General features: G+C 60.3%; 18 protein-coding genes and 1 pseudogene. 15 read left to right on the top strand and 4 right to left on the bottom strand.

All coding sequences use genetic code 11. From position 1 onward, the window contains the following. The first annotated feature begins 193 nt into the window (after window positions 1-193). On the top strand, window positions 194-634 hold the full coding sequence (locus ACIPZE_RS02935) for a CBS domain-containing protein (RefSeq protein ID WP_007959054.1): 441 nt from the start codon (window positions 194-196) through the stop codon (window positions 632-634). A 65-nt stretch (window positions 635-699) separates the two neighbouring features. Here ACIPZE_RS02935 and ACIPZE_RS02930 read toward each other — a convergent pair whose 3' ends face one another. Continuing rightward, window positions 700-1,323 carry a glutathione S-transferase N-terminal domain-containing protein gene (locus ACIPZE_RS02930; RefSeq protein ID WP_400771239.1) on the bottom strand — a complete coding sequence of 208 codons (624 nt, stop codon included), beginning with the start codon at window positions 1,321-1,323 and terminating at the stop codon, window positions 700-702. Between the two features lie 1,295 nt (window positions 1,324-2,618). Between ACIPZE_RS02930 and ACIPZE_RS02925 the strand changes: the two genes are divergently transcribed. The 12 genes and pseudogenes from ACIPZE_RS02925 to ACIPZE_RS02870 all read left to right on the top strand — a co-directional run. Beyond that, window positions 2,619-3,437 carry an energy transducer TonB gene (locus ACIPZE_RS02925; protein WP_283437006.1) on the top strand — a complete coding sequence of 273 codons (819 nt, stop codon included), beginning with the start codon at window positions 2,619-2,621 and terminating at the stop codon, window positions 3,435-3,437. Between the two features lie 67 nt (window positions 3,438-3,504). Beyond that, complete coding sequence (locus ACIPZE_RS02920) at window positions 3,505-4,191, top strand: MotA/TolQ/ExbB proton channel family protein (protein WP_372238476.1); 687 nt, start codon at window positions 3,505-3,507, stop codon at window positions 4,189-4,191. Next, entirely contained in the window at window positions 4,191-4,592 is a 402-nt protein-coding gene (locus ACIPZE_RS02915) for a biopolymer transporter ExbD (protein WP_093433931.1), read from the top strand. The genes ACIPZE_RS02920 and ACIPZE_RS02915 overlap by 1 nt, the downstream gene beginning before the upstream one ends. 207 nt (window positions 4,593-4,799) lie before the next feature. Beyond that, window positions 4,800-7,511 (top strand): TonB-dependent receptor, encoded by a 2,712-nt coding sequence (locus tag ACIPZE_RS02910; protein ID WP_400771235.1) that lies wholly within the window; start codon window positions 4,800-4,802, stop codon window positions 7,509-7,511. A gap of 153 nt (window positions 7,512-7,664) precedes the next feature. Continuing rightward, window positions 7,665-9,530: an extracellular solute-binding protein gene (locus ACIPZE_RS02905; protein WP_400771232.1), complete on the top strand. Its 1,866-nt coding sequence runs from the start codon at window positions 7,665-7,667 to the stop codon at window positions 9,528-9,530. Window position 9,531: 1 nt separating this feature from the next. Next, complete coding sequence (locus ACIPZE_RS02900) at window positions 9,532-10,596, top strand: microcin C ABC transporter permease YejB (protein ID WP_400771229.1); 1,065 nt, start codon at window positions 9,532-9,534, stop codon at window positions 10,594-10,596. Beyond that, entirely contained in the window at window positions 10,596-11,618 is a 1,023-nt protein-coding gene (locus ACIPZE_RS02895; protein WP_400771226.1) for an ABC transporter permease, read from the top strand. The genes ACIPZE_RS02900 and ACIPZE_RS02895 overlap by 1 nt, the downstream gene beginning before the upstream one ends. Before the next feature lies 1 nt (window position 11,619). Continuing rightward, complete coding sequence (locus tag ACIPZE_RS02890; RefSeq protein WP_400771224.1) at window positions 11,620-13,233, top strand: ABC transporter ATP-binding protein; 1,614 nt, start codon at window positions 11,620-11,622, stop codon at window positions 13,231-13,233. 193 nt (window positions 13,234-13,426) lie between these two features. After that, entirely contained in the window at window positions 13,427-13,948 is a 522-nt protein-coding gene (locus tag ACIPZE_RS02885) for a DUF3455 domain-containing protein (RefSeq protein WP_283437012.1), read from the top strand. Between the two features lie 163 nt (window positions 13,949-14,111). Beyond that, the gene (locus tag ACIPZE_RS02880) at window positions 14,112-14,645 is read left to right on the top strand and encodes a sigma-70 family RNA polymerase sigma factor (protein WP_400771221.1); all 534 of its coding nucleotides are present in this window, start codon (window positions 14,112-14,114) and stop codon (window positions 14,643-14,645) included. Next, window positions 14,642-15,334: an anti-sigma factor domain-containing protein gene (locus tag ACIPZE_RS02875; RefSeq protein ID WP_400771218.1), complete on the top strand. Its 693-nt coding sequence runs from the start codon at window positions 14,642-14,644 to the stop codon at window positions 15,332-15,334. The genes ACIPZE_RS02880 and ACIPZE_RS02875 overlap by 4 nt, the downstream gene beginning before the upstream one ends. 122 nt (window positions 15,335-15,456) lie before the next feature. Then, a pseudogene (locus ACIPZE_RS02870) lies at window positions 15,457-15,738 on the top strand (hypothetical protein); the annotation flags it as partial. A 74-nt stretch (window positions 15,739-15,812) separates the two neighbouring features. Here the strand turns inward: ACIPZE_RS02870 and ACIPZE_RS02865 are convergent. Beyond that, window positions 15,813-16,895: a DUF1615 domain-containing protein gene (locus tag ACIPZE_RS02865; RefSeq protein ID WP_283437016.1), complete on the bottom strand. Its 1,083-nt coding sequence runs from the start codon at window positions 16,893-16,895 to the stop codon at window positions 15,813-15,815. A 304-nt stretch (window positions 16,896-17,199) separates the two neighbouring features. Here ACIPZE_RS02865 and ACIPZE_RS02860 point away from each other — a divergent pair, with 304 nt between their 5' ends. Then, window positions 17,200-19,404, top strand: a complete 2,205-nt coding sequence (locus tag ACIPZE_RS02860) for a TonB-dependent siderophore receptor (RefSeq protein ID WP_283437017.1) — start codon at window positions 17,200-17,202, stop codon at window positions 19,402-19,404. A gap of 337 nt (window positions 19,405-19,741) precedes the next feature. Next, window positions 19,742-21,277 carry an FAD-dependent oxidoreductase gene (locus ACIPZE_RS02855; protein WP_400771214.1) on the top strand — a complete coding sequence of 512 codons (1,536 nt, stop codon included), beginning with the start codon at window positions 19,742-19,744 and terminating at the stop codon, window positions 21,275-21,277. A gap of 126 nt (window positions 21,278-21,403) precedes the next feature. Here the strand turns inward: ACIPZE_RS02855 and hemB are convergent, their stop codons facing one another. Further along, window positions 21,404-22,378 carry a porphobilinogen synthase gene (gene hemB, locus ACIPZE_RS02850; protein ID WP_283437019.1) on the bottom strand — a complete coding sequence of 325 codons (975 nt, stop codon included), beginning with the start codon at window positions 22,376-22,378 and terminating at the stop codon, window positions 21,404-21,406. A gap of 249 nt (window positions 22,379-22,627) precedes the next feature. Next, entirely contained in the window at window positions 22,628-23,326 is a 699-nt protein-coding gene (locus ACIPZE_RS02845; RefSeq protein ID WP_400771211.1) for a glutathione binding-like protein, read from the bottom strand. Window positions 23,327-23,442: the final 116 nt, after the last annotated feature.

The following is a 23,442-nucleotide window of genomic DNA, read 5'->3' as shown; positions in this document are numbered from 1 at the left end:
GTTTATCTGGGATGAGGGGGTTTATCTGGGATGAGGGGATTTATCTGTGGCGAGGGGATTCATCTTTCATCGGGTGATGGGCATTTTGTTTGGAAATGACGTTTTTTGCGTGTTATCTGCCGCTTTGCCACCTTGCCCTGCGCGCTTGCGTCTACGATGCTTGGATAACAACGACAACACCTGAGTAACCGCCATGAAGACCGTCGCCCAACTGCTCAAGCTCAAAGATCAGAAAAATCAGGAAGTGCACCAGATCAAGCCTGATCACATGGTGCTCGAAGCGCTGATGAAGATGGCCGAGAAAAACGTCGGTGCCTTGCTGGTGGTCGAAGACGATAAAGTGGTCGGCATCATCAGCGAGCGCGACTACGCACGCAAACTGGTGCTGCATGGTCGCTCATCCGTGGGCACTCCGGTGCGCGACATCATGGTGGCGAACGTGATCACCGTCGACACCCATCAAACCGTCGACACCTGCCTGGGCATCATGTCCGACAAACGCCTGCGGCACTTGCCGGTAGTAGAGGACGGCAAGCTGATCGGCCTGCTGTCGATCGGCGACCTGGTCAAGGAAGCGATTGCCGAGCAGGCCGAGCTGATCAAACAGCTGGAGCAGTACATCCGCGGGGAATAACCCTTCTTTACCGAGATCGTTCCCACGCTCTGCGTGGGAATGCCTCTTGTGACGCTCTGCGTCGTTCAGGCTGGCCAATGCCGGGCGAACACCGGCGCCAGCACCGGATGCCGGTCAATCCTCTGCAACCACGCATAAAACCCCGGCCGTGTCTGACGCAAATGCTCGCGGCTACCCGCCCAGCGCGTCACCACTGCCGCCAACACATCCAGCGCCCCCGGTGTTTCGTCATCCAGGTACAACTCGGCGGAAAACTGGTCGGCAAACACCTCCCAACTCCAGTGCAAACGCTCCCGCGCGCCGGCCATCAGGTTCTGCCGCGAGGCTTCGTCAGGCATCAGCAGCCAGCGCTCGGGGTAATCGACAACACCGATAGCGGCGTAGCAATTGCTGACGATGTAGACCATGCCGCGAATCGCCTGATCGCGATCGGCAGCATCGGACGGCAGCAAACCGGATGCCGGAAACGCCAGGCCCAGATGAATCAGAATCGCCGCGCTCTCGGTAATCGCACTGCCGTCGGGCAATTGCAGGGTCGGGATCTGTTTCAGCGGGTTGAGTGTGGCCAAGTCTTCAGCGGCTTCCGCGCTGGCCTCGATATCGATGAAGCGGTAAGCGATCTGGCACAACTCCAGCGCCGCTTCGATGGCGGCCGCGCCTGAATTGCGATGTCCGTAGAGCTGATACATATCTCCCCCTCCTGTTGGTGACTCATCCCCTGTGACGAGGGAGCTTGCTCGCGCTTGGCTGCACAGCCGTCATAAAATCAGACACGGCGGTGTATCAGTTGTAGTGCATTTGCACGGATCAGGTCTGCTTCGCAGCCCAGCGGGAGCTAGCTCCCTCGCCACAAGAGCAAGTTTGTCAGCAGTTGTATCGGTTTTGGCACGATTCTCCCATGCACTCGCGACTTGCGAATTCAATCTTCGCAAAACAGCGCTCAGGGTGCCTATCCCGCACCAAGAGCAATCATCGAACGCTATCCGCGTTCTTGTAAGGTGCGATGCCGAACCAAAAGTTCGTGTGTCCGAGCTGGCAACAAGGAGTTCACCGCGTGAATCTTCAATCGTTCTGCCGCATCACTGCCTTTGCATCCCTTTACGCCAATAGCCGAGTTCACCTGAACAGCACCGGCCACCAGCGCGCTTACTGTATTACCTGAATCCAACGAACAACCACTGTGCTTGGCGATGAGTTATTCGCCGAACGCACAGTGTTATTTATTTTTTAAATACAATGCTGAATTACATTGCGCGAGCCATGTATTAACCAGCACTCAGCCGGATTGTCAGACAATAACTTCGGCTGATTTATATTTGCACCAAAAACGCACCGACGACTGTAACTAAGCAAACATCCAACTATTGATTTCATTCAAACAAGAACAAGGAACAGTGCCTGTGACCCGCTAAAACATTGACCCGCACCAAATCAGTCCGCCATGCACCAGCAAGTGCCCGCACTGACAAGAGAGCAGCCGCTCTATCTCGCTGATCAGCCTGATATTGCGCCCGGCCTGACTCGCCCATGAAAAAGCCCCTGAGCAAGGGGCAACGGGATTGTATGCGCCGAAGATAAACAGCCCAGCCAACAAAACTTATATAAATGCGACATGGGTAACATCAATGAAATAATCCACCTGCATTCCAGCAACATTTGGCACAGCGGTTGCTAAATACAAACCGAACACCCCCTGTAGGAGCTGCCGCAGGCTGCGATCTGTTGATCTTGATATTGATCTTTAAAAACAGATCAAAAGATCGCAGCCTGCGGCAGCTCCTACATATAGAACAACACCAGGGAATGGGTAATGAACAGACGAAGTCGATGGCGCTAAGCCAGTAAGTTTGCACGAGCCTTGTTAACCGGATAGTTCAACTATCGGCTTCTGCACACCTTGAAGAAAGTTGCACCCACCCACTCGAACATCCCCCACATGTTCGGACGGCACCTTATTGCCCTTCATCAACCCGAGGGAGCTTTAATGAACGATGCGGTAAAGCACAGAACCCTGCCGGGGCCGTTGCGGGAAGCGCCAATCCCGCCGCCCCCGGGCAGGCCGGCGTTTACAGCCAATACCTCGCAACCCGGTGGTTTGAATAAACATCAGATGGTGTTGTTGGTGGCTGTGTCGGCGCTGATACATGGCGGCGCCTGGTGGTTTCTCCAGCAATCGCGAACCGAGCCACTGCCGACGCCGCCGCAGATTCCGGAAATGACCGTCGAGCTGACCAGCCCGACGCCACCGGCACCGCCCACGCCCGAGCCACCACCACCGCCACCTCCCCCGCCGGAACCGGAACAACCGGTGGAGGACGAGGACGCGGTCAAGCCACCACCCAAACCGGTGGAGAAACCCAAGCCGATCGAAAAACCGAAACCGGTCGAGAAGCCGAAGCCGGTGAAAAAGGCCGAGCCGCCGAAAGCCCCGCCCGCCCCGACCCAAGCGGCCGCTCCCGCTGCGCCGGCCACCCCGAGCGCACCGCCGGCACCTGCCGCCGCGCCCGGTCCGGTCAAGGAATCGGCAGCCGTTTCCGGTCTCGCCAGCCTCGGCAACCCGCCGCCGGAATACCCGTCGCTGGCGCTGCGGCGCAACTGGGAAGGCAGCGTGGTGCTGCGCATTCAGGTGCTGGCCAACGGTCGCGCCGGCTCGGTGACGGTGAGCAAATCCAGCGGCAAACCGCAACTGGATGACGCCGCTGTCGCCGCCGTGAAGAACTGGAAATTCATCCCGGCCAAACGCGGTGACACGCCGATTGACGGCTTCGCCACGCAGACCATCGATTTCAAATTGCCGCAATAACCGAACGCTCAATCAACGCACAACCGAATAACGCAAGCGAGGTATCACCATGAACGATTTGTCTTCGATGATTGTCCCCGGCGTGCTCTGGGGTCTGGTGCTGTTTTCCGTGGTCAGCTGGGCGATTCTGCTGGTCAAGTCGGCGCAGTACTTGCGGCAGAAAACCCAGAACAAACAATTCACTAAAGCCTTCTGGGGTGCGCCGGATCTGCTCACCGCCGCCGAACACGCCAGCCAGTATCCGGGCGCACTGGCGCGCATCGCCAGCAGCGGTTTCGAGGCGCTATTGGTAGAAGACTCGCCGCGCACCACGCAACAACTGGCGCACACCATCAACCGTTCGGATCGCCTGGAACGCAACCTCCGTCAGCAGATCCAGAAAGAACGCCGCTCGCTGGAAAACGGCCAGGCGATCCTCGCCAGTATCGGCAGCACCGCGCCGTTCATTGGTTTGTTCGGCACCGTGTGGGGAATCATGGAAGCGCTGAAAAGCATCGGCGAAACCGGTTCGGCCAGCCTTGAAGCGGTTGCCGGCCCTATCGGTCACGCACTGATCGCCACAGGCGTGGGTATCGCCGTCGCGGTGCCGGCGGTGCTGATTTACAACTTCTTCCTGCGTCGCCTGAAACTCGCCTCGGCGGACATGGACGACTTCGCCCATGACTTCGACGCCCTTGCCTCGCGCAGCGCGTTTTCTATCAGTCGTCAGGCCATCGCCAGCAAAACCACAGCCGCCGTGCGGGAGGCCAGCTGATGTCGTTCTCTACTCAAGACAGCGATGAAGTGCTCAGCGAAATGAACGTCACGCCGCTGGTCGATGTGATGCTCGTGCTGCTGGTGGTGTTCATCGTCACCGCGCCGCTGATGACCAACGCGATTAAGGTCAACCTGCCGAAAACCGACGCCGTCGCCCCCGCCGAGAAAAAGGATCCGGTGGTGGTCAGCGTCGATCAGGACGGCAAGTTTTATCTGGCCAAGACCGAACTGGCCCCGGAATCGCTGGAAGCCAGCCTCAAGGAGGTCAAGGCCAAGGACAGCGAGGTGCGCGTGCAGCTGCAGGCCGATTCCGCCGTCAATTACGGCCAGGTCGCTAAAGCCATGGCGTCCATCGAACGCTCGGGCATCACCAAGATTTCGGTGATGACCACCCACTGAGTGCGGTGCCGGGCGCGCAGTGAAAGACGCGCCCGCCACCGTTCGCTGAATCCCGTCGCAACCAGCCGACCGAAAAAACGCCAGGCGTCTTCGGAGGGGACCGGCTTGCTTGAAGAAAGTGGTTTTCCGCACGCGGTATCACCGAAAGCGGAGCAATGAGGGGCTCACAAGGCCAATTCGATAACGTCTGAAAAGTCGGAAATAACCATGCTGATGAACACTCCACGCTTCACGCTCAAACCTTTGGTGGCAACGATTTCTCGCCACCGTTTTGTTCCGTTTTATTTGGTGGCCATGGGCATGGGCGCCGGGACTGTGCAAGCAGCCGAGGACGACAACGCCGCCGTGCCCGCTGCGGCGGCAGTGGTTGCGCCGACCACGCAACTGCAACGGGTCGAAGTGACGGGTTCGGCGATTCGCCGGGTCGATGCGGAAACCGCCGTGCCGATCACCATTCTCAAGGCTGACGAGCTGCGCAAACAGGGCGTGACCACCACCGCCGAACTGGTGCAGCGCATCACCGGCAGCCAGTCGCTGAACAACAGCGCCGGCTCGGTCGGCGCAGCCACGGGCGGCGCCTCGTTCGCCGACATGCGCGGCATCGGCGCGAACAAGACGCTGGTGTTGCTCAACGGCCGACGCCTGGCCAACAACGCCTTGTCGGGTACCAACTCGGCCGGCGGCGCGGTGGATCTGAACATGATCCCGTTTGCCGCCATCGAGCGCGTCGAAGTGCTGCGCGACGGCGCCTCCGCGCTGTACGGCACCGACGCCATTGGCGGTGTGATCAACTTCATCACCAAGAAATCCATGACCGACGGCCAGTTGACCCTCGGCGGCGAAACCCCGACCCACAGCGGCGGCGGCGCGACCAAGGACATGAGCGCCAGTTGGGGCTACGGTGATCTGGAGGAGGACCGCTTCAACGTCCTCGGCGTGTTCAACTACAACAAGCAGCAGAACCTCGACGCCAACGACCGCTCCTTCGCCCGCGACTACGATCCCGGTCGTGGCCTGGATCAAACCTCCGGCACCGCGTTCCCCGGCAACTACAGCCAGAACGGCAACGCCACCAACCCGCTGGCCAACAGCAATTGCAACGGCCCGAACCTGGTAGCGCGCGACGGTTTGTGCCGTTTCAGTACCCGCGAATTCATCGACCTGCTTCCGCAAACCGAGAAGACCTCGTTCTTCGGCAAGACCACCGGCAAACTGGCCGACGATCACAACGTCAATCTCGAATACTTCTGGTCACGCAACAACAACGCCACCGCTGTCGGCCCGGCGCCGTTGACCGGTTTGAGCCTCGATGGCTCGTCGCCCTACTACCCCGGCAACGGCATCACACCGGGCCCGACCGGTTTTGCCCTCGACCCGACGCAACCGGTCGACGTCAACTGGCGCGAAACCGCTGCTGGCCCTCGTGAATCGAAAGACCAGAACACCAGCCAGCGCTTTCTGCTGAGCTTCGACGGCCTGGTCGGCGGCTGGGATTACAACGTCGGCGCCTCGTACAACCAGAACAAGATTGTCTCCAGCGTCACCAATGGTTATGTCAGCGATCAGGCGATGATTGCCGGTCTGGCCAGCGGCTTGCTCAACCCGTTCGGCGCGCAGTCGGCGGCCGGTCAGCAGTACATCGACGATGCCGCGTACCACGGCGCCTACTCCACCGCCGTCGGCCGGGTCGCCGGTTTCGACGGGCGCATCAGTCGCGAGATCGGCGACTGGTTCGGTGCCGGCCCGTCCGGTCTGGCGCTGGGTGGCGAGTACCGCAAAGAGAAATTCCATCAGGATTTCTCGCCGTTTGCCGGCGACATCCAAAGCCTCGGCATCGATCCCAACGGCAGTGTCGAGGGCGACCGCAGCGTCAAAGCCGCGTATGCGGAAATCAACGTGCCGGTGCTCGATAGCCTCGAACTGTCCGCCGCCGTGCGCCACGACAAATACAGCGACTTCGGCAGCACCACCAACCCGAAATACTCGTTCCGTTATCAGCCGCTGAAAGAGCTGGTGGTGCGCGGCGCCTACAGCGAAGGTTTCCGTGCGCCGTCGCTGTACGAGCTGTATTCGCCGCGCAGCATCACCTTCACTCAGGGCTTCTACAACGACCCGGTGCTGTGTACCGGCGGCGTCGTGCAACCGGGCGGCAACGGCGGACGTGATTGCGGTCAGCAGTTCCTCAATCAGATTGGCGGCAACGAAGATCTGGCCCCGGAGAAGGCGCGTAACGTGACCCTGGGCTTCGTTTATCAGCCGGTCAACAACCTCTCGGTCGGTCTCGATTTCTGGTGGATTCACATCTCCAACCAGATCCAGCCGTTCCCGGAATCCACCGTGTTTGATCAGGCCGGCTCCTACCCGGACCGCTTCGTGCGCAACGCCGACGGCACGCTCAATTACATCGTTACCGGCAACGCCAACCTCGGCATCGTCGAAACCAACGGTGTCGATGTGTCGCTCGACTATCGCTTCCCGAACACGCCGTACGGTCAGTTCGGGCTGGGGCTGCAAGGCACCTATGTCGACGAGTACGACTTCCAGAGCACCATCAAAGGCCCGTTCACCGACAAGGTTGGCGACTTCCGCGGTGACGGCGTAATTGCGCGCTGGAAACACAACCTCACCGGCAGCTGGACCTTCGGTGCGGCACGGGCGTCGCTGACCAACCGCTTCACCACCGGCTACAACGACTACGACCGCGATACTCACGCGACCGTGGCGTCGTATTCGGTGTGGGACCTGTCGGCCGGCTACACCTTCGACAAGGTGCTGGATGTCGATGCCGGGATGAAGAACATGTTCGACCGCAACCCGCCGTTCTCCAACCAGGCCTACAACTTCCAGAGCGGTTATGACCCGCGCTACACCGACCCACTGGGCCGCACTTTGTTTGCGCGCATGACGTACCACTTCTAACCAGAAACAGAACACATCTCCCCCTGTGGGAGCGAGCCTGCTCGCGAAAGCGGTGGATCAGCAAGAGAGATGTCGGCTGACAAGACGCCTTCGCGAGCAGGCTCGCTCCCACATTGGGTCCGTGGACTTTCAGGGATTTTGAGGAGTGATTGCATGAGTTTTTTGCGCAACATGACTGGCCTGCTGCTCGGCAGTGCGCTGCTGTGCACCGGCACCTCGGCGCTGGCCGCTGGCAGTTATGCGCTGACGGTGTACGGCGAGGCGCCGAAGTATCCGGCGAACTTCCAGCATTTCGATTTCGTCGATCCGCACGCGCCCAAGGGTGGTTCGCTCAGTCGTGCGTCGATGGAAATCGGCCAGTACAACTACATCAGCCCATACGCCGATCAGGGCATCTCGGTGGTGCAAGTCAACGACTGGGTGTATTCGCCATTGGCGTTCCGTTCGCTTGACGAGCCCTACACCGTTTACGCACTGGTCGCGCAACAGATCGAGCGCGACCCCGATGGACTGTGGGTGCGCTTCACCCTCAATCCAAAAGCACGTTTCGCCGACGGTACGCCGATCACCGCCGAAGACGTGCGCTACACGTACAACCTGCTGATGACCAAGGGCAGCCTGAGTTATCGCCAGCAATACGCCGACGTTCAGGACGTGCTGATCGAAGGCCCACGCCAGGTACGTTTCACCTTCAAGAACAACCTCAACCGCACCCTCGCGCTGGATCTGGCGACGATGCGCGTGGTCCCCGAACACTGGTGGAAAACCCGCGACTTCGCCAATGGCGGCGGTTTCGAGCCACCACTGGGCAGCGGCCCGTACCGGGTGAGCAAGGTCGACGCCGGGCGCAGCATCAGTTTCCAGCGCGATCCGGACTGGTGGGGCAAGGACCTGCCGGTCAGTCGCGGGATGTACAACTTCGACAGCCTCACGGTGAATTTCTACGGCGACACCGACGTCGCTCGGCAGCTGTTGCAGGCCGGCGCGTTCGACTACAACCGCGAGTTTTCCTCCTCCGGTTACGTGGTCGGTTACGACAGTCCGGCGTTGCGCGACGGCCGCTTGCAGCAGTCGATTCTGGCACCGGAAAAACCGACCGCCGCCCAAGGCTTTGTGTTCAACCTGCAAAACCCGATCTTCGAGGATCGCCGCGTGCGTCAGGCGATCAGCCTGCTGTGGGATTTCGAGTGGACCAACAAACAGATGATGCGCGGCTTCTACGTGCGCCAGAACAGCTTCTGGCCAAAGAGCGAAATGGCCGCCACCGCGCTACCTGATGCCGAAGAGTTGAAAATCCTCGAACCGCTGCGCGGGCAGATTCCCGACGAGGTTTTCAGCACCGTGTATGAGGCGCCAAAAACCGATGGCAGCGGCTACATCCGCGACAAGCAACTGCAAGCGCTGAAACTGCTCGCCGAGGCCGGCTGGACGCCGCAACACAATCGCCTGGTCAACGCTACCGGCGAGCCGCTGGAGTTCACTTTTCTCGACGGTCAGGGCGGCTTCGACCGCATGCTGCTGCCGTTCAAACGCACCCTCGCGCAGATCGGCATCACCCTCAATCTGCGGCGCATCGATTCGGCGCAATACGTCAACCGCCTCAACGCCCGCGACTACGACATGATCGTCACCAGTTTCCCGCGCAGCGGCGATCCGATCGTCTCTCCCGGCCGCGAGTTGTACAGCCTCTACGCCTCGCAAAGTGCCACGCAAGTCGGCAGCTCCAACTCGATGGTGCTGGCCAATCCGGCGGTCGATCAACTGATCGACGGGCTGGTCCAGTCCAATACCCGCGAAGCCATGGTGCATTACGCCCGCGCCCTCGACCGGGTGCTGCAATGGGGTTACTACATGATTCCCAACTACTACTCCAAAGGCACGCCAACGGTGTATCAGAACCGCTTCGGCATGCCCGCCGTGCAACCGGCCTACGACGAAGGCCTCAATACCTGGTGGGAGGTGTCGGCCAAGGCGCTGACCTCGCAACAGATGCACACTCAGCTTGCGGGGGGCCAGTGACATGTTGCGTTATTTGAGTCGACGTTTGCTGCTGATCATCCCCACGCTGCTGTGCATTCTGGTGGTGAATTTTCTTATCGTGCAGGCCGCGCCGGGTGGCCCGGTGGAGCAGGCCATTGCGCGTTTGCAAGGCTTCGGCGGGCACAGCATGGGTGGCGGTGGCGAGGTCGCCGCGATTGGCGGCGCGGGTCGCAGCAGCCGTGGCCTCGACCCGGCGCTGATCGAGGAAATCAAACATCATTACGGCTTCGACAAACCCATGCACGAACGCCTGTGGCTGATGCTGAAAAACTACGCGCAGCTGGATCTGGGCAGCAGTTTTTTTCGCGGCGCCAAGGTCACCGATCTGATCGTGCAGAAGTTACCGGTATCGCTGTCGCTGGGCTTGTGGGCGACGTTGATCACCTACCTGATTTCGATCCCGTTGGGCATTCGCAAAGCGATCAAAAACGGCAGTGCGTTTGATGTCTGGAGCAGTACGGCGATCATCATCGGCTATGCGATGCCGGCGTTTCTTTTCGCGATTCTGCTGATCGTGGTGTTCGCCGGTGGCAGCTACGTCAACTGGTTTCCGGTGCAAGGGCTGGTCTCGGATAACTTCGACAGCCTTGGCACGCTGGGCAAGGTCGGCGACTACCTCTGGCACTTGGTGTTGCCGGTGACCGCGTTGGTGATTGGCGGCTTCGCCACGCTGACGATTTTGACCAAGAACAGCTTCCTCAACGAGATCAGCCGCCAGTACGTGACCACCGCGCGGGCCAAGGGTCTGACCGAAAGGCGCGTGCTCTACGGCCACGTGTTTCGCAATGCGATGCTGCTGGTGGTGGCCGGTGTGCCGTCGGCGCTGATCGAGGTGTTCTTCGCTGGCTCCCTGCTGATCGAAACCATCTTCAACCTCGACGGCCTCGGGCGCATGAGCTACGAGGCAGCGGTGTCACGCGACTATCCGGTGGTGTTCGGCGCGCTGTTTCTGTTCACCCTGTTCGGCCTGTTGATCAAGCTGATCGGCGACCTCTGCTACACCCTGCTCGACCCGCGCATCGACTTCTCGGCGAGGACTGCCTGATGTTCACTCTCTCCCCTCTCGGCCAGCGCCGCGTCGCGCAATTCAAGGCCAACCGGCGCGGACGCTGGTCGCTGTGGCTGTTTATCGGTCTGTGCCTGATTTGTCTGGGCGGTGAATTGATCGCCAACGACAAGCCGTTGGTGATCCGTTATCACGAGGCCTTTTACTTTCCGATCCTCACTGATTACCTGGAAACCGATTTCGGCGGCGAGCTGCCATTTCAGCCGGACTACGCCAGCAGTTACGTGCACAAACTGATTGAGGATCAGGGCGGCTGGATGCTCTTTCCGCCGATCCCATTCAGCTACGACACGGTCAATTACGACCTCAGCGAACCGGCACCGAGTCCGCCGTCATCGAGCAACTGGCTGGGCACCGATGATCAGGCGCGCGACGTGTTGGCGCGGGTGATTTTCGGTACGCGGATTTCGATCCTGTTTGCGCTGATCCTCACTGGCATCAGTGCGTTGATCGGCATCGTTGCCGGTGCGTTGCAGGGTTATTACGGCGGTTGGGTCGATTTGCTCGGGCAACGCGTGCTGGAGATCTGGTCGGGGCTGCCGGTGCTGTACCTGCTGATCATTTTGTCCGGGTTCGTCTCGCCGAGTTTCTGGTGGTTGCTGGGGATCATGGCGCTGTTTTCCTGGCTGGCGCTGGTCGATGTGGTGCGCGCCGAGTTTCTGCGTGGGCGCAATCTCGAATACGTCAAAGCCGCGCGGGCGCTGGGCCTGACTGATAACGAACTGATGTGCCGGCACATCCTGCCTAACGCGATGACATCCACCCTCACCTACCTACCGTTCATTCTGACCGGCGCGATTGCCACGCTGACTGCACTGGATTTTCTTGGCTTCGGTATGCCGGCCGGCACTGCGTCGCTGGGTGAGTTGATCGGTCAGGCCAAGCGCAATCTGCAAGCACCGTGGCTGGGGCTGACGGCGTTTTTTGCCTTGGCGCTGATTTTGTCTTTGTTGGTTTTCATCGGTGAAGCCTGCCGAGATGCCTTTGATCCGAGGAGCTGACATGCAAGACAATTTGATCGAGATCCGTGACTTGCGCGTCGCCTTCGCCGGGCAGCAAGTGGTGCACGGTTTGAACCTCGATATTCGCCGGGGCGAATGCCTGGCGCTGGTCGGTGAATCCGGCTCGGGCAAGTCGGTGACGGCGCATTCGATCCTACGTCTGTTGCCGGGCAAGAACGTCAGCAGCAGCGGCGCGATCCGCTATAACGGCGTGGACTTATTGCACGCCAGCGAGCAGCAGATGCGTGGCTTGCGTGGCAATCGCATTGCGATGATTTTTCAGGAACCGATGACTTCGCTGAACCCGTTGCACACGGTGGAAAGGCAGGTCAGCGAAGTGCTGGAAATTCACAAAGGTCTGAAGGGCCGCGCCGCCCGTGAGCGGACGTTGCAGTTGTTGGAGCTGGTCGGTATTCGCCAGCCTTTGCAGCGCTTGAAAGCCTATCCGCATCAACTTTCCGGCGGTCAGCGGCAACGGGTGATGATTGCGATGGCGCTGGCCAACGAGCCGGAGCTGTTGATCGCTGATGAGCCAACCACGGCGCTGGATGTCACGGTGCAGCAGAAGATCCTCGAGTTGCTCATCGAGTTGCAGCAGCGGTTGGGCATGTCGCTGTTGTTGATCAGCCACGATCTCAATCTGGTGCGGCGCATTGCGCAACGGGTGTGCGTGATGCGCCACGGCGAGATCGTCGAGCAGGCGGATTGCGAAACGCTGTTTCGCGCGCCGCAGCATCCTTACAGTCGGTTGTTGATTGAGGCGGAACCGAGCGGTGCTCCGGTGCCGAGCAAGTTCGAGCACAACCTGCTTGAAGTCGATGATTTGAAGGTCTGGTTTCCCCTGCCCAAAGCGCTGTTCAGCCGCCAGCAGGAGTACATCAAAGCGGTCGACGGCGTCAGTTTCACCCTGCAACGCGGCAAGACATTAGGGATTGTTGGCGAGTCCGGTTCGGGCAAATCGACGCTGGGCCAAGCGATCCTGCGGCTGGTCGAATCCGAGGGCAATATCCGTTTCGGCAACAAGCAATTGAGCCTGCTCAATCAGCGTTTGATGCGGCCATTGCGCCGGCAGATCCAAGTGGTGTTTCAGGATCCGTTCGGCAGCCTCAGCCCACGGATGTCGGTGCAGCAGATCATTGCCGAGGGCTTGCTGACCCATGGCATTGGCACCGAGGCCGAGCGGGAGGCGGCGGTGATTCGGGTGCTGGAGGAAGTCGGCCTCGATCCACAGAGCCGACATCGTTATCCCCACGAATTTTCCGGTGGCCAGCGCCAGCGTATTTCCATCGCCCGCGCGCTGGTGCTGGAACCGGCGCTGATTCTGCTCGATGAACCGACCTCGGCGCTGGACCGTACGGTGCAGAAGCAGGTGGTGGAGTTGTTGCGGCAACTACAAATCAAACATGGGCTGACCTATTTGTTTATCAGCCATGACCTGGCGGTGGTGCATGCGTTGGCGCATGACTTGATGGTGATCAAGGATGGCAAAGTGGTTGAGCAAGGTTCTTCACGCGAGATTTTCGCCGCACCACAGCACCCCTACACCCAGGAACTGCTGAAAGCCTCCAGCCTCGCGATCCCCCGCAAAATCACGGAAACCGCCGAATCCCTGTAGGAGCTGCCGCAGGCTGCGATCTTTTGATGTTGGTGTTAAAAACGGGATCAAAAGATCGCAGCCTGCGGCAGCTCCTACAGGGGGATGGGTTTATTTTTTTTGGCCGGTGCATCCAAACGCCTCCGTCATGGGTAGTCCTTGTAACAGCCCGCTTCGGCTGTCAGCGGTTTACCCATTCTGGAGAAACATACTGATGAACATCACCCAACTGATCTGCCTCAGCGGTTTGCTCGCCGCCAGCGTCACGACCTTCGCGCAAAGCAGTTATCCCGACGCGATCAAAGTGCCGGATGGCCACAAGATCGCGATGGAAACCACTGGCGTCGGCGAAATCACCTACGAATGCCGTGACAAAGCTAATGCGCCCGGGCAGACCGAGTGGACTTTCGTCGGTCCGAAAGCGGTGCTCAATGATCGCAGCGGCAAGCAGGTCGGCACCTACTTCGGCCCGCCAGCCACCTGGCAGGCCAAGGACGGTTCGAAAGTCACCGGCACGCAACTGGCTGTGGCGCCGTCGAGTCCGGGCAACCTGCCCTATCAGTTGGTCAAGGCCAATCCTGCCGAGGGTAAAGGTGCGATGGCTGGCGTGAGTTACATCCAGCGTGTTGCGCTTAAGGGCGGCGTGGCGCCGGGCAGTGAATGCACGCCGGCGAACAAGGGCCAGCAGGCAGTGGTGAAGTACCAGGCTGATTATATTTTCTGGGCCATGAACTGACCCCTCAGACTTATCCTAACCCCCTGTAGGAGTGAGCCTGCTCGCGATAGCGGAGTGTCAGCCGGCATATTTCTTGACTGACACACCGCTATCGCGAGCAGGCTCACTCCTACAGGGAATGGGTTGTCTGGATGTTTGGGGAATGTGAGCTAGATTGCACGACATGTCTTTAGCCCAATCTACGTTTGATTACGAAGCCCGTCTCGCCGCCTGCGCGCGCGGCGAGCGTGCGGCCCTGCGCGATTTGTATGTGCAGGAAGGCCCGCGTCTGCTCGGCGTGGCCAAGCGGCTGGTGCGCGATTCGGCGCTGGCGGAGGACATCGTTCATGAGGCGTTCATCAAGATCTGGAACGGCGCGGCGGGGTTCGATCCGGCGCGGGGTTCGGCGCGTGGCTGGATGTTCAGCGTGACCCGGCATCTGGCGTTGAACCTGCTGCGCGATCAGGGCCGCGAGACGTCGCTTGGCGATGAGCATGAGTCGCCTGGCGATGACGATGGTTTTGACGCCCAGGCCCATTCGGCACGCATCCATCGCTGCCTTGAACAGCTTGAGCCACAACGTCGCAATTGCATCCTTCACGCCTATGTCGACGGCTATAGCCACGCACAGATTGCCGCACGTCTCGACACGCCGCTGGGCACCGTCAAAGCGTGGATCAAACGCAGCCTCAACGCATTGCGGGAGTGCATGGCATGACCACTGAATCAGCGCAGGAGCGTGATCAACTGGCTGGCGAATATGTGCTCGGCACACTGTCGCCGGAACAGCGGACCGAGGTGCAACGACGCTTGCCAAACGAACCCGAATTGCGCACGGCGGTGGATGCCTGGGAACGGCGTTTGCTGGAGCTGACGGATCTGGTCCCGTCGCAGCAACCGTCGGCGCTGTTGTGGCCACGGATCGAACGCAGCATTGATCGGCTCTCGCAGCAACCTTCGACAACTTCATGGTGGAACCTGCTGCCACTGTGGCGCGGTTTGAGCGCCGTCGGTTTGGCCGCAACGTTGATACTGGGCACGATTCTGCTGACCCAGACCACGCCGACACCGAGCTATCTGGTGGTGCTGGTCGCGCCGCAGGACAAGGCGCCAGGGTGGGTGATCCAGGCGAGCAATTCCCGTGAGATTCAGTTGATTCCGCTGGGGCTGGTTGAGGTGCCGGCGGACAAGGCGCTGGAGTTCTGGACCAAGGCCGATGGCTGGCAAGGGCCGGTGTCGCTGGGGTTGGTCAAGCCTGGGCAGGCGCTGTCGGTGCCACTGGACAAACTGCCGCCGCTGCAACCGAACCAGTTGTTCGAGCTGACGCTGGAAGGCACCAACGGTTCGCCGATCGGCAAACCGACCGGGCCGATCCAGGCCATCGGCCGCGCCGTCAAAGTGCTGTAATCCCCCCTACATGAACCATCATCGGTGTCGATGTTTACCATCACGGCAATGAAGTTCTCATAAAAAATCTCCGGCGTAACATCAGCTCCATACCAACCAACAACACCCCGGAGCACACCCTCATGAAACGCCAGACTCTTCTCGGTATCGCCTTTTCGCTCTTCGCCATCAACGCTTTCGCCGCCACCCCGGCGCATACCATGATCGCTGAAGGCGGTTCGGACAAACTGATTGAAAGCCGTGTGGCTGAAGGTGGTTCGGATCGTTTGCTGGAACGCCGCGTCGCTGAAGGTGGTTCGGATCGTTTGCTGGAACGCCGCGTTGCTGAAGGTGGCTCGGATCGTCTGCAAGAACGTCGCGTTGCTGAGGGCGGTTCGGATCGGCTGCTTGAACGTCGCGTTGCCTGAATGCATGGCGGCAAGCGCAACACCCCAGAGAAACCCGGCTCCCTTGGCCGGGTTTTTTATGTCTGGCGGCTTTACCCCGCCTTGTCCATGCAGCGTTTGTAGCGCTCGTCCACCCGCTTGGCGAACCACGCCGTGGTCAGTTTTCGGGTGATTTTCGGGCTTTGCAGCACAATCCCCGGCAACACCGCGCGCGGCAGTTTTTTCCCCTCCGCTTGCTCCGCCAATTCGAACACCCGTTGATAGAGTCTGGTCTCTTCGAACTCCAGGGTTTTGCCCTTCTCCAACTGATCGCGAATGGTCGGGTTGCGCATGCCCAATGACTTGCCTAGGGTGCGCACCGCCAGTTCGGTGCTGCCGGGCATGATCGAGTCGTAGCGAATCAGGTCGCCATCGAGTGCCAGCGGAATACCGGAGGCGCGGCTCACCGCGTTTTGAAACGCCGCGTTGCGACTGGCGTACCAGCCGGCGTTGAAGTCGGCAAACCGGTACAGCGGCTCGCGATAACTCACCGGATAGCCAAGCAAGTGGGCGATGCCGAAATACATGCCGCCGCGCCGGCTGAACACTTCGTGACGGATCGTGCCGTCCACCGGGTACGGATAGTCCTTGGCATGCTGTTCGGCAAACTCGATGCTGACCTGCATCGGCCCGCCGGTGTGTACCGGGTTGAAGCCACCGAATAGCGTACGGCCCATGGGCACCCTGCCGATGAAGTCGTCGAAAATCGCGCTGAGTTCTTTTTCACTGCGCGCCGCGTTCAGGCGTTCGCTGTAGGTCTTGCCATTGGTTGAGCGCACTTGCAGCGCGCCACTGACCAACAGGCCGGGAATGTGCACTTTGCCGGCGCGGCGGTCGATTTCGTCGCGGGCGATCTTGCCCAGGCCGGGCACCGTGGGGTCGGCCTGAAAGGTCGATTCCTGTTCAGCCACCGCCAGCACCGAGCACAGATTCTGCGTGGTCGGGCTGATGTTCTGCGCGGCAAACGCGGCGTAGATGTCAGTGGCCCAACCTTGCCGGTCAGGGGTTTTCGCCGGCATCAGCCGGACGATTTCGGCCTTCACTTCGGCGGGGGCACGCGGCACCGGTTCGCTGCTGCGCGGCCCCGCGCAACCGGCGAGCGTCAGCACTGCGGCGAGGGTCATGAGTAATCGCATGTTGCTCCATCCAGTCCACTAAGCCAGAACCACCATACACAATCCGTGTAGGAGCTGCCGCAGGCTGCGATCTTTTGATTTTGATTTTAAAAAAACAGATCAAAAGATCGCAGCCTGCGGCAGCTCCTACATAGGAATGTGGGTTTTGAAGACACAGGAATGTGGGTTTTGAAGGGGTGATGACAAACTGATTGCAAAACGTTACTGAGAAAATCTATCATTTGCACCTGGAGTCGCATTTGCGCAAGGAGTTCCGCGCCGCCCTTACTTTTTCTCACCGGCCGTGCGCCTCCAGGTACGAAACATGCCCGCTCCAGCCCGAATCGGCGTTCCTTTTCGCCCGACGCTTCTTGCCCTGCTGTGCTCCCTGACCGTTACCGCTCACGCCGCCGAAGGCGATAACAAAGAGTTGGTGCTGGACAACGTCAACATCAACGCACAAGCCCCGACGCCAGACGCCCTGCCCCCGGTTTACGCCGGTGGTCAGGTTGCTCGCGGCGGTCAGTTGGGCGTGTTGGGCAATCAGGACATGATGGACGTGCCGTTCAGCGCCGCGTCCTACACTGAACAACTGATTCAGGATCAGCAGGCCGAGGACGTCGCCGACGTCCTGCTCAACGATTCCTCCGTGCGCCAGGCGTCCGGTTTCTCCAACCAGGCGCAGATCTTCATGATCCGTGGCCTGCCGCTGACCGGCGATGACATTTCCTATAACGGCCTCTACGGCGTGCTGCCACGGCAGATCATTTCCACCGACGCGCTGGAGCGCGTGGAAGTGTTCAAAGGCCCGAACGCCTTCATCAACGGTGTGACCCCGACCGGTTCCGGCATCGGCGGCGGCGTCAACCTGCAGCCCAAGCGTGCCGGTGACGTGCCACTGCGCCGCTACACCACCGACATCAACAGCGAAGGCCGCGTCGGTCAGCACTTCGACATCGGCCAGCGTTTCGGTGAAGACAACCGCTTCGGCGCGCGGATCAACCTGTCCCAGCGCGAAGGCGACACCGCCATCGATCACGAGAACCAGCGCTCGAAACTGTTCGCCATCGGCCTCGATTATCGCGGTGATGCGCTGCGTGTTTCCGGCGACTTCGCCTACCAGAAAGAGCGCGTCAACGGTGGCCGTAACTCGGTCAACCTCGGCACCGCCACGCACATTCCGGACGCGCCATCGGCCGACACCAACTACGCGCCGAAGTGGGGCTACACCGACATCGAAGACACCTTCGGCATGCTCCGCGCCGAGTACGATCTGAACGACAACTGGACTGCCTACGTCGCCGGTGGTGCCAAGCACACCCGTGAAGTCGGGCGCTACAACTCGACCACGCTGGTCGGCAACAACGGTGCCTCGAACACCACCGGCTCGTTCATCCCGCATGACGAAGACAACACCAGCGTCATGGCCGGCCTCAACGGCAAATTCACCACCGGCGCGGTCAGCCACAAGCTCAACTTCGGCCTGACCGGCATCTGGGCCGAACAGCGCAGCGCCTACGATTTCGACCTGACCAAGTACGCCAACAACATCTATCACCCGGTGGAAACGCCGTCGCCAGTCGGCAACTTCTCTGGCGGCGATGTCAACGATCCGGGCATCGTCGGCAAGACCTTCAACCGCAGCGCCGCAATCTCCGACACCCTCGGTTTCTTCGATGATCGCCTGTTGGTCACCGCCGGCCTGCGTCGTCAGCAACTGGTCGTGCAAGGCTACAACTACGCAAGTTACGGCAGTGGCAGCCGCAAGTCGGCCTACGACGAATCGATCACCACGCCGGTCTACGGCATCGTCTTCAAACCGTGGGAACACGTGTCGTTCTACGCCAACCACATCGAAGGCCTCGCGCAAGGCCCAACCTCGCCGACCACCTCCGGCTCACGCGTCGTGATCAACGGCAACGAAGCCTATGCACCGGCACGCTCCAAGCAGACCGAAGCCGGGGTAAAAGTCGACATGGGCACTTACGGTGCGAGCCTGGGTGTTTATCGCATCGAACAGCCGAGCGACGGTTACTCGGAAATCATCGACGCCAACACCTCGCGTTATGTGCGTGAAGGCGAGCAGGTCAATAAAGGCGTAGAAATGAACGTCTTCGGCGAACCGATCAGCGGCCTGCGCCTGATCAGCGGACTGACCTTGATGGACACCGAACTGAAAAACACCCAGAACGGCGCCAACGATGGCAACCGTGCGATCGGCGTGCCGACCTTCCAGTTCAACGCCGGCGCGGATTGGGATGTGCCTGGACTGCAAGGTGTAGCGCTGAATGCGCGGATGCTGCGTACCGGTGGCCAATACGCCGATGCGGCGAACAATCTGAGCCTGCCGACCTGGAACCGCTTCGACGCTGGCGCGCGTTATGCGTTCAAGGTCTCGGAGAAGGATGTGACCGTGCGTCTGGGCGTGGAAAACCTGGCGAACAAGAAGTATTGGGAATCGGCACAGGGCGGTTACCTGACGCAGGGTGAGCCGCGTGTGGCGAAGTTGTCCGGCACTATCGATTTCTAAGGCTGAGAAGCCCTCACCCTAGCCCTCTCCCGGAGGGAGAGGGGACTGACCGTGATGTTCTTTCGAGTTACGCCGACGTGTGCCACCAAGTCGAACTCAGGTTTTGAAAGGCACCCAAATCGGCTCCCTTTCCCCCTCGCCCCCTTTGGGGGTGGTCCGACGTTTCGGGAGGGCTGGGGTGAGAGGGCAAATTTCACTGCCACCAAAACCTCCTGCCGAACACCCGAAAAAGGCCCCGCAGCCTCACCGCTGCGGGGCCTTTTTCCGTCTGGCCGATCAACTGGCCACCCGCTCCTTCTGATCCATACTTGCTGCACAGCAAACGAAGGACAATCCCATGAACCGCAGCGACGTCCTGATCATCGGCGCAGGCCCCACCGGTCTGGTGCTGGCTCTGTGGCTGAGCAAACTCGGCGTGCGCGTGCGCATCATCGATAAAACCTCGGCGCCCGGCACCACCTCGCGGGCGCTGGCGGTGCAGGCGCGGACGCTGGAGTTGTATCGCCAGCTCGATCTGGCCGACACCGTGGTGCGCAACGGCCATCGCGTGGCGGCGGCGAATTTCTGGGTCAACGGCAAACCGGTTGCGCAGTTGCCGCTCAATCGCATCGGCGAAGGCCTGACGCCTTACGCGTTCGTCGAAATCTTCCCGCAGGACGAACACGAACGGCTGCTGATCGATCGTCTCGAAGACTATGGCATCACGGTGGAACGCAACACCACGCTGGAAAGTTTCGAGGAAGGCGGCGACGGACTCACCGCACATTTACGCCTGGCCGATGGCGAGCAGGAAGTCTGCCAGGCCTGCTATCTGGCCGGTTGCGACGGTGCCCGCTCAGTGGTGCGCAAAACCCTCGATGCAGGATTTCCCGGTGGCACCTATCAGCAGATTTTCTATGTCGCGGACGTGCTGGCGAGTGGGCCGGCGCTGAATGGCGAGTTGCATCTGGATCTGGATGAAGCGGACTTTCTCGCGGTGTTTCCACTGGCCGGCGAAAGCCGTGCACGGTTGATCGGCACCGTGCGTGACGAGCGCGCGGATCGTGCCGAAACCCTGGAGTTTTCCGATGTCAGCAGCCGTGCCATCGAACACCTGAAAGTGCACATTGAGGACGTCCACTGGTTTTCGACTTATCGCGTGCATCACCGCGTCGCCGAACACTTTCGCCAGGGCCGCGCGTTTCTGCTCGGCGATGCCGCGCATGTGCACAGCCCGGCAGGCGGTCAGGGCATGAATACGGGCATCGGCGACGCGATCAATCTGGCGTGGAAGCTGGCGGCGGTGCTCAGTGGCGGCGCCGAAACGAGCCTGCTCGACAGCTATGAAACCGAGCGCATCGCCTTCGCGCGCCGGCTGGTGTCGACCACCGACAAGGTCTTCAGTTTTGTCACCGCCGAGGGTCGTCTGGCCGATCTGCTGCGCATGCGCGTGGCACCGTTTCTGATCCCGAAAATGGCCTCGTTCGAAGCCAGCCGCGAGTTCCTCTTTCGCACCGTGTCGCAAGTCACCCTCAACTATCGCGGCATGCCGCTGAGCCAGGGCACTGCGGGCCACGTGCACGGCGGCGACCGCTTGCCGTGGGCGCATGATGGTGAGGGGGATAATTACGAACCGCTACGCCAGCCGTGCTGGCAAGTGCATGTGTATGGCGACACCAGCGACGAGATGATCGCCTGGTGCCACGAGCATCATTTGCCGCTGCATGTGTTCGACTGGCGCCCGGCGTTTGAAACGGCGGGGTTGGGGCGTAACGGCTTCTACCTGCTGCGTCCGGATACCTATGTGGCGATTGCCGACAACAGCGCCGACCCGAAAGTGATCGAACGCTACTTCCGCGATCACGGCATCCGGCCCTACTTCAACTGCCCCTGACCCACCACAAATCCCCTGTAGGAGTGAGCCTGCTCGCGAAGGCGTTGTATCAGCCGACATCAATGTTGACTGATACAACGCCTTCGCGAGCAGGCTCACTCCTACAGTTTTGATTTGCAGTGTTGCCTAGATCCCGGCCAGGGCCAGGTCCATCGCGAAGTAGGTGAAGATCAGATCCGCACCGGCACGCTTGATCGCACCCAGGCTTTCGCGCACCACGCGATCTTCATCAATCGCACCCGCCTGCGCGCCGAACTTGATCATCGCGTACTCGCCGCTGACCTGATACGCCGACAGCGGCAGGTTCGAGGCCTCACGAATGTCGCGGATGATGTCGAGGTACGCGCCAGCCGGTTTGACCATCAGCGCGTCGGCACCTTCCTGCTCATCGAGCAGCGATTCACGCAGCGCTTCGCGGCGGTTCATCGGGTTCATCTGATAGCTTTTGCGGTCGCCTTTCAGCGCGCTGCCACCGGCCTCGCGGAACGGGCCATACAGCGCCGAGGCGAATTTGGTCGAATAGGCCATGATCGGAATCTGGGTGAATCCGGCCGCGTCCAGTGCCTGACGAATCGCCCGCACCTGGCCGTCCATCGCCGCCGACGGCGCGATCACGTCAGCACCGGCGTGGGCCGCTGCCACGGCTTGTTTGCCGAGGTTGATCAGGGTCTGGTCGTTGTCGACTTCATGGTGATGCATCACGCCGCAGTGGCCGTGATCGGTGTACTCGCAAAAGCAGGTGTCGGACATCACGATCATTTCCGGCACGGCGTCCTTGGCAATGCGCGACATGCGCGAGACCAGACCGTCTTCGCGCCAGGTGTCACTGCCGTTGCCGTCCAGATGATGCGACACGCCAAAAGTCATCACTGATTTGATCCCGGCACGGGCATAGCGCTCGATCTCGCTGGCCAGTTTGCGCTCGGGAATACGCATCACGCCGGGCATGCTTTTGATTGGCACGAAGTCGTCGATTTCTTCCTCGACGAAAATCGGCAGGACCAGATCGTTCAGGCTGAATTCGGTTTCCTGGAACAGGCTGCGCAGGCTCGCATTGCGGCGCAGACGGCGGGGACGTGCTTCGGGGAACTGACTGGACATGGGGCCTTTCCTGAAAAAACGGCAGATGAGACGAAAGTCGTAGGGGGCGAAGCTTATGCCTTGCGGGGGTTGCGGTACAAACCTGGATCAATCAAGAGAGCATTACCGGGTACGCAATAATCCTCGAGAACACCGCAAATCCCCTGTAGGAGTGAGCCTGCTCGCGATAGCGGTGTATCAGTCAATAGTAATGTCGACTGATACACCGCTATCGCGAGCAGGCTCACTCCTACAAGGGGGTAGGTAGTGTCAGGAGGGGATGGTCAGGCCGCGGATTACGGCCGGGCGGGCGAGGAATTTCTCCAGCACTCGCGTGACATTCGGGAAGTTCTGAATGCCCACCAGGTCTCCGGCTTCATAGAACCCGATCAAGTTGCGCACCCAAGGGAACGTGGCGATGTCGGCGATGGTGTAGCGCTCGCCCATGATCCAGTCGCGGCCTTCGAGCCGGCCGTTGAGAACGTTGAGCAGACGCTTGCTCTCTTCGACATAACGATCACGCGGGCGCTTGTCTTCGTAATCCTTACCGGCAAATTTATTGAAGAACCCCAACTGACCGAACATCGGGCCGATACCGCCCATCTGAAACATCAGCCACTGCAGGGTTTCATAGCGCACCGCGCCTTCCTGCGCCAGCAACTGACCGCTTTTGTCGGCGAGATAAATCAGGATCGCACCGGACTCGAACAACGGCAGCGGCTGATCCTCTGGGCCATGCGGGTCGAGGATCGCCGGGATCTTGTTGTTCGGGTTCAGCGAGAGGAACTCCGGCGACAACTGATCATTCTGGTCGAAAGCGACCTTGTGCGGCTCGTACGGCAGGCCGATTTCTTCGAGCATGATCGACACTTTGACGCCGTTGGGGGTCGGCAAGGAATAGAGCTGAATCCAGTCAGGGTACTGCGCCGGCCATTTCTGGGTGATCGGGAACGCGGACAGATCGGTCATGGGAAGCATCCAGTCACAAATTGAACCCCGATCATAATGTAGGCGCTGCCGCAGGCTGCGATCTTTTGATCTTGAGCCTTTAATCAGGATCAAAAGATCGCAGCCTGCGGCAGCGC

The organism is Pseudomonas sp. NPDC089741, assembly GCF_044748825.1.
Classification (GTDB): domain Bacteria; phylum Pseudomonadota; class Gammaproteobacteria; order Pseudomonadales; family Pseudomonadaceae; genus Aquipseudomonas; species Aquipseudomonas helmanticensis.
Note: the sequence above shows the minus strand (reverse complement) of the source record. Positions and strands in the feature narration are given on the sequence as shown.

Bases quoted from the DNA above. Each gene is read 5' to 3' on its own strand.
- ACIPZE_RS02935 (WP_007959054.1), top strand. From the start codon at position 194: ATGAAGACCGTCGCCCAACTGCTCAAGCTCAAAGATCAGAAAAATCAG.
- ACIPZE_RS02930 (WP_400771239.1), bottom strand. From the start codon at position 1,323: ATGTATCAGCTCTACGGACATCGCAATTCAGGCGCGGCCGCCATCGAA.
- ACIPZE_RS02925 (WP_283437006.1), top strand. From the start codon at position 2,619: ATGAACGATGCGGTAAAGCACAGAACCCTGCCGGGGCCGTTGCGGGAA.
- ACIPZE_RS02920 (WP_372238476.1), top strand. From the start codon at position 3,505: ATGATTGTCCCCGGCGTGCTCTGGGGTCTGGTGCTGTTTTCCGTGGTC.
- ACIPZE_RS02915 (WP_093433931.1), top strand. From the start codon at position 4,191: ATGTCGTTCTCTACTCAAGACAGCGATGAAGTGCTCAGCGAAATGAAC.
- ACIPZE_RS02910 (WP_400771235.1), top strand. From the start codon at position 4,800: ATGCTGATGAACACTCCACGCTTCACGCTCAAACCTTTGGTGGCAACG.
- ACIPZE_RS02905 (WP_400771232.1), top strand. From the start codon at position 7,665: ATGAGTTTTTTGCGCAACATGACTGGCCTGCTGCTCGGCAGTGCGCTG.
- ACIPZE_RS02900 (WP_400771229.1), top strand. From the start codon at position 9,532: ATGTTGCGTTATTTGAGTCGACGTTTGCTGCTGATCATCCCCACGCTG.
- ACIPZE_RS02895 (WP_400771226.1), top strand. From the start codon at position 10,596: ATGTTCACTCTCTCCCCTCTCGGCCAGCGCCGCGTCGCGCAATTCAAG.
- ACIPZE_RS02890 (WP_400771224.1), top strand. From the start codon at position 11,620: ATGCAAGACAATTTGATCGAGATCCGTGACTTGCGCGTCGCCTTCGCC.
- ACIPZE_RS02885 (WP_283437012.1), top strand. From the start codon at position 13,427: ATGAACATCACCCAACTGATCTGCCTCAGCGGTTTGCTCGCCGCCAGC.
- ACIPZE_RS02880 (WP_400771221.1), top strand. From the start codon at position 14,112: ATGTCTTTAGCCCAATCTACGTTTGATTACGAAGCCCGTCTCGCCGCC.
- ACIPZE_RS02875 (WP_400771218.1), top strand. From the start codon at position 14,642: ATGACCACTGAATCAGCGCAGGAGCGTGATCAACTGGCTGGCGAATAT.
- ACIPZE_RS02865 (WP_283437016.1), bottom strand. From the start codon at position 16,895: ATGCGATTACTCATGACCCTCGCCGCAGTGCTGACGCTCGCCGGTTGC.
- ACIPZE_RS02860 (WP_283437017.1), top strand. From the start codon at position 17,200: ATGCCCGCTCCAGCCCGAATCGGCGTTCCTTTTCGCCCGACGCTTCTT.
- ACIPZE_RS02855 (WP_400771214.1), top strand. From the start codon at position 19,742: ATGAACCGCAGCGACGTCCTGATCATCGGCGCAGGCCCCACCGGTCTG.
- hemB (WP_283437019.1), bottom strand. From the start codon at position 22,378: ATGTCCAGTCAGTTCCCCGAAGCACGTCCCCGCCGTCTGCGCCGCAAT.
- ACIPZE_RS02845 (WP_400771211.1), bottom strand. From the start codon at position 23,326: ATGACCGATCTGTCCGCGTTCCCGATCACCCAGAAATGGCCGGCGCAG.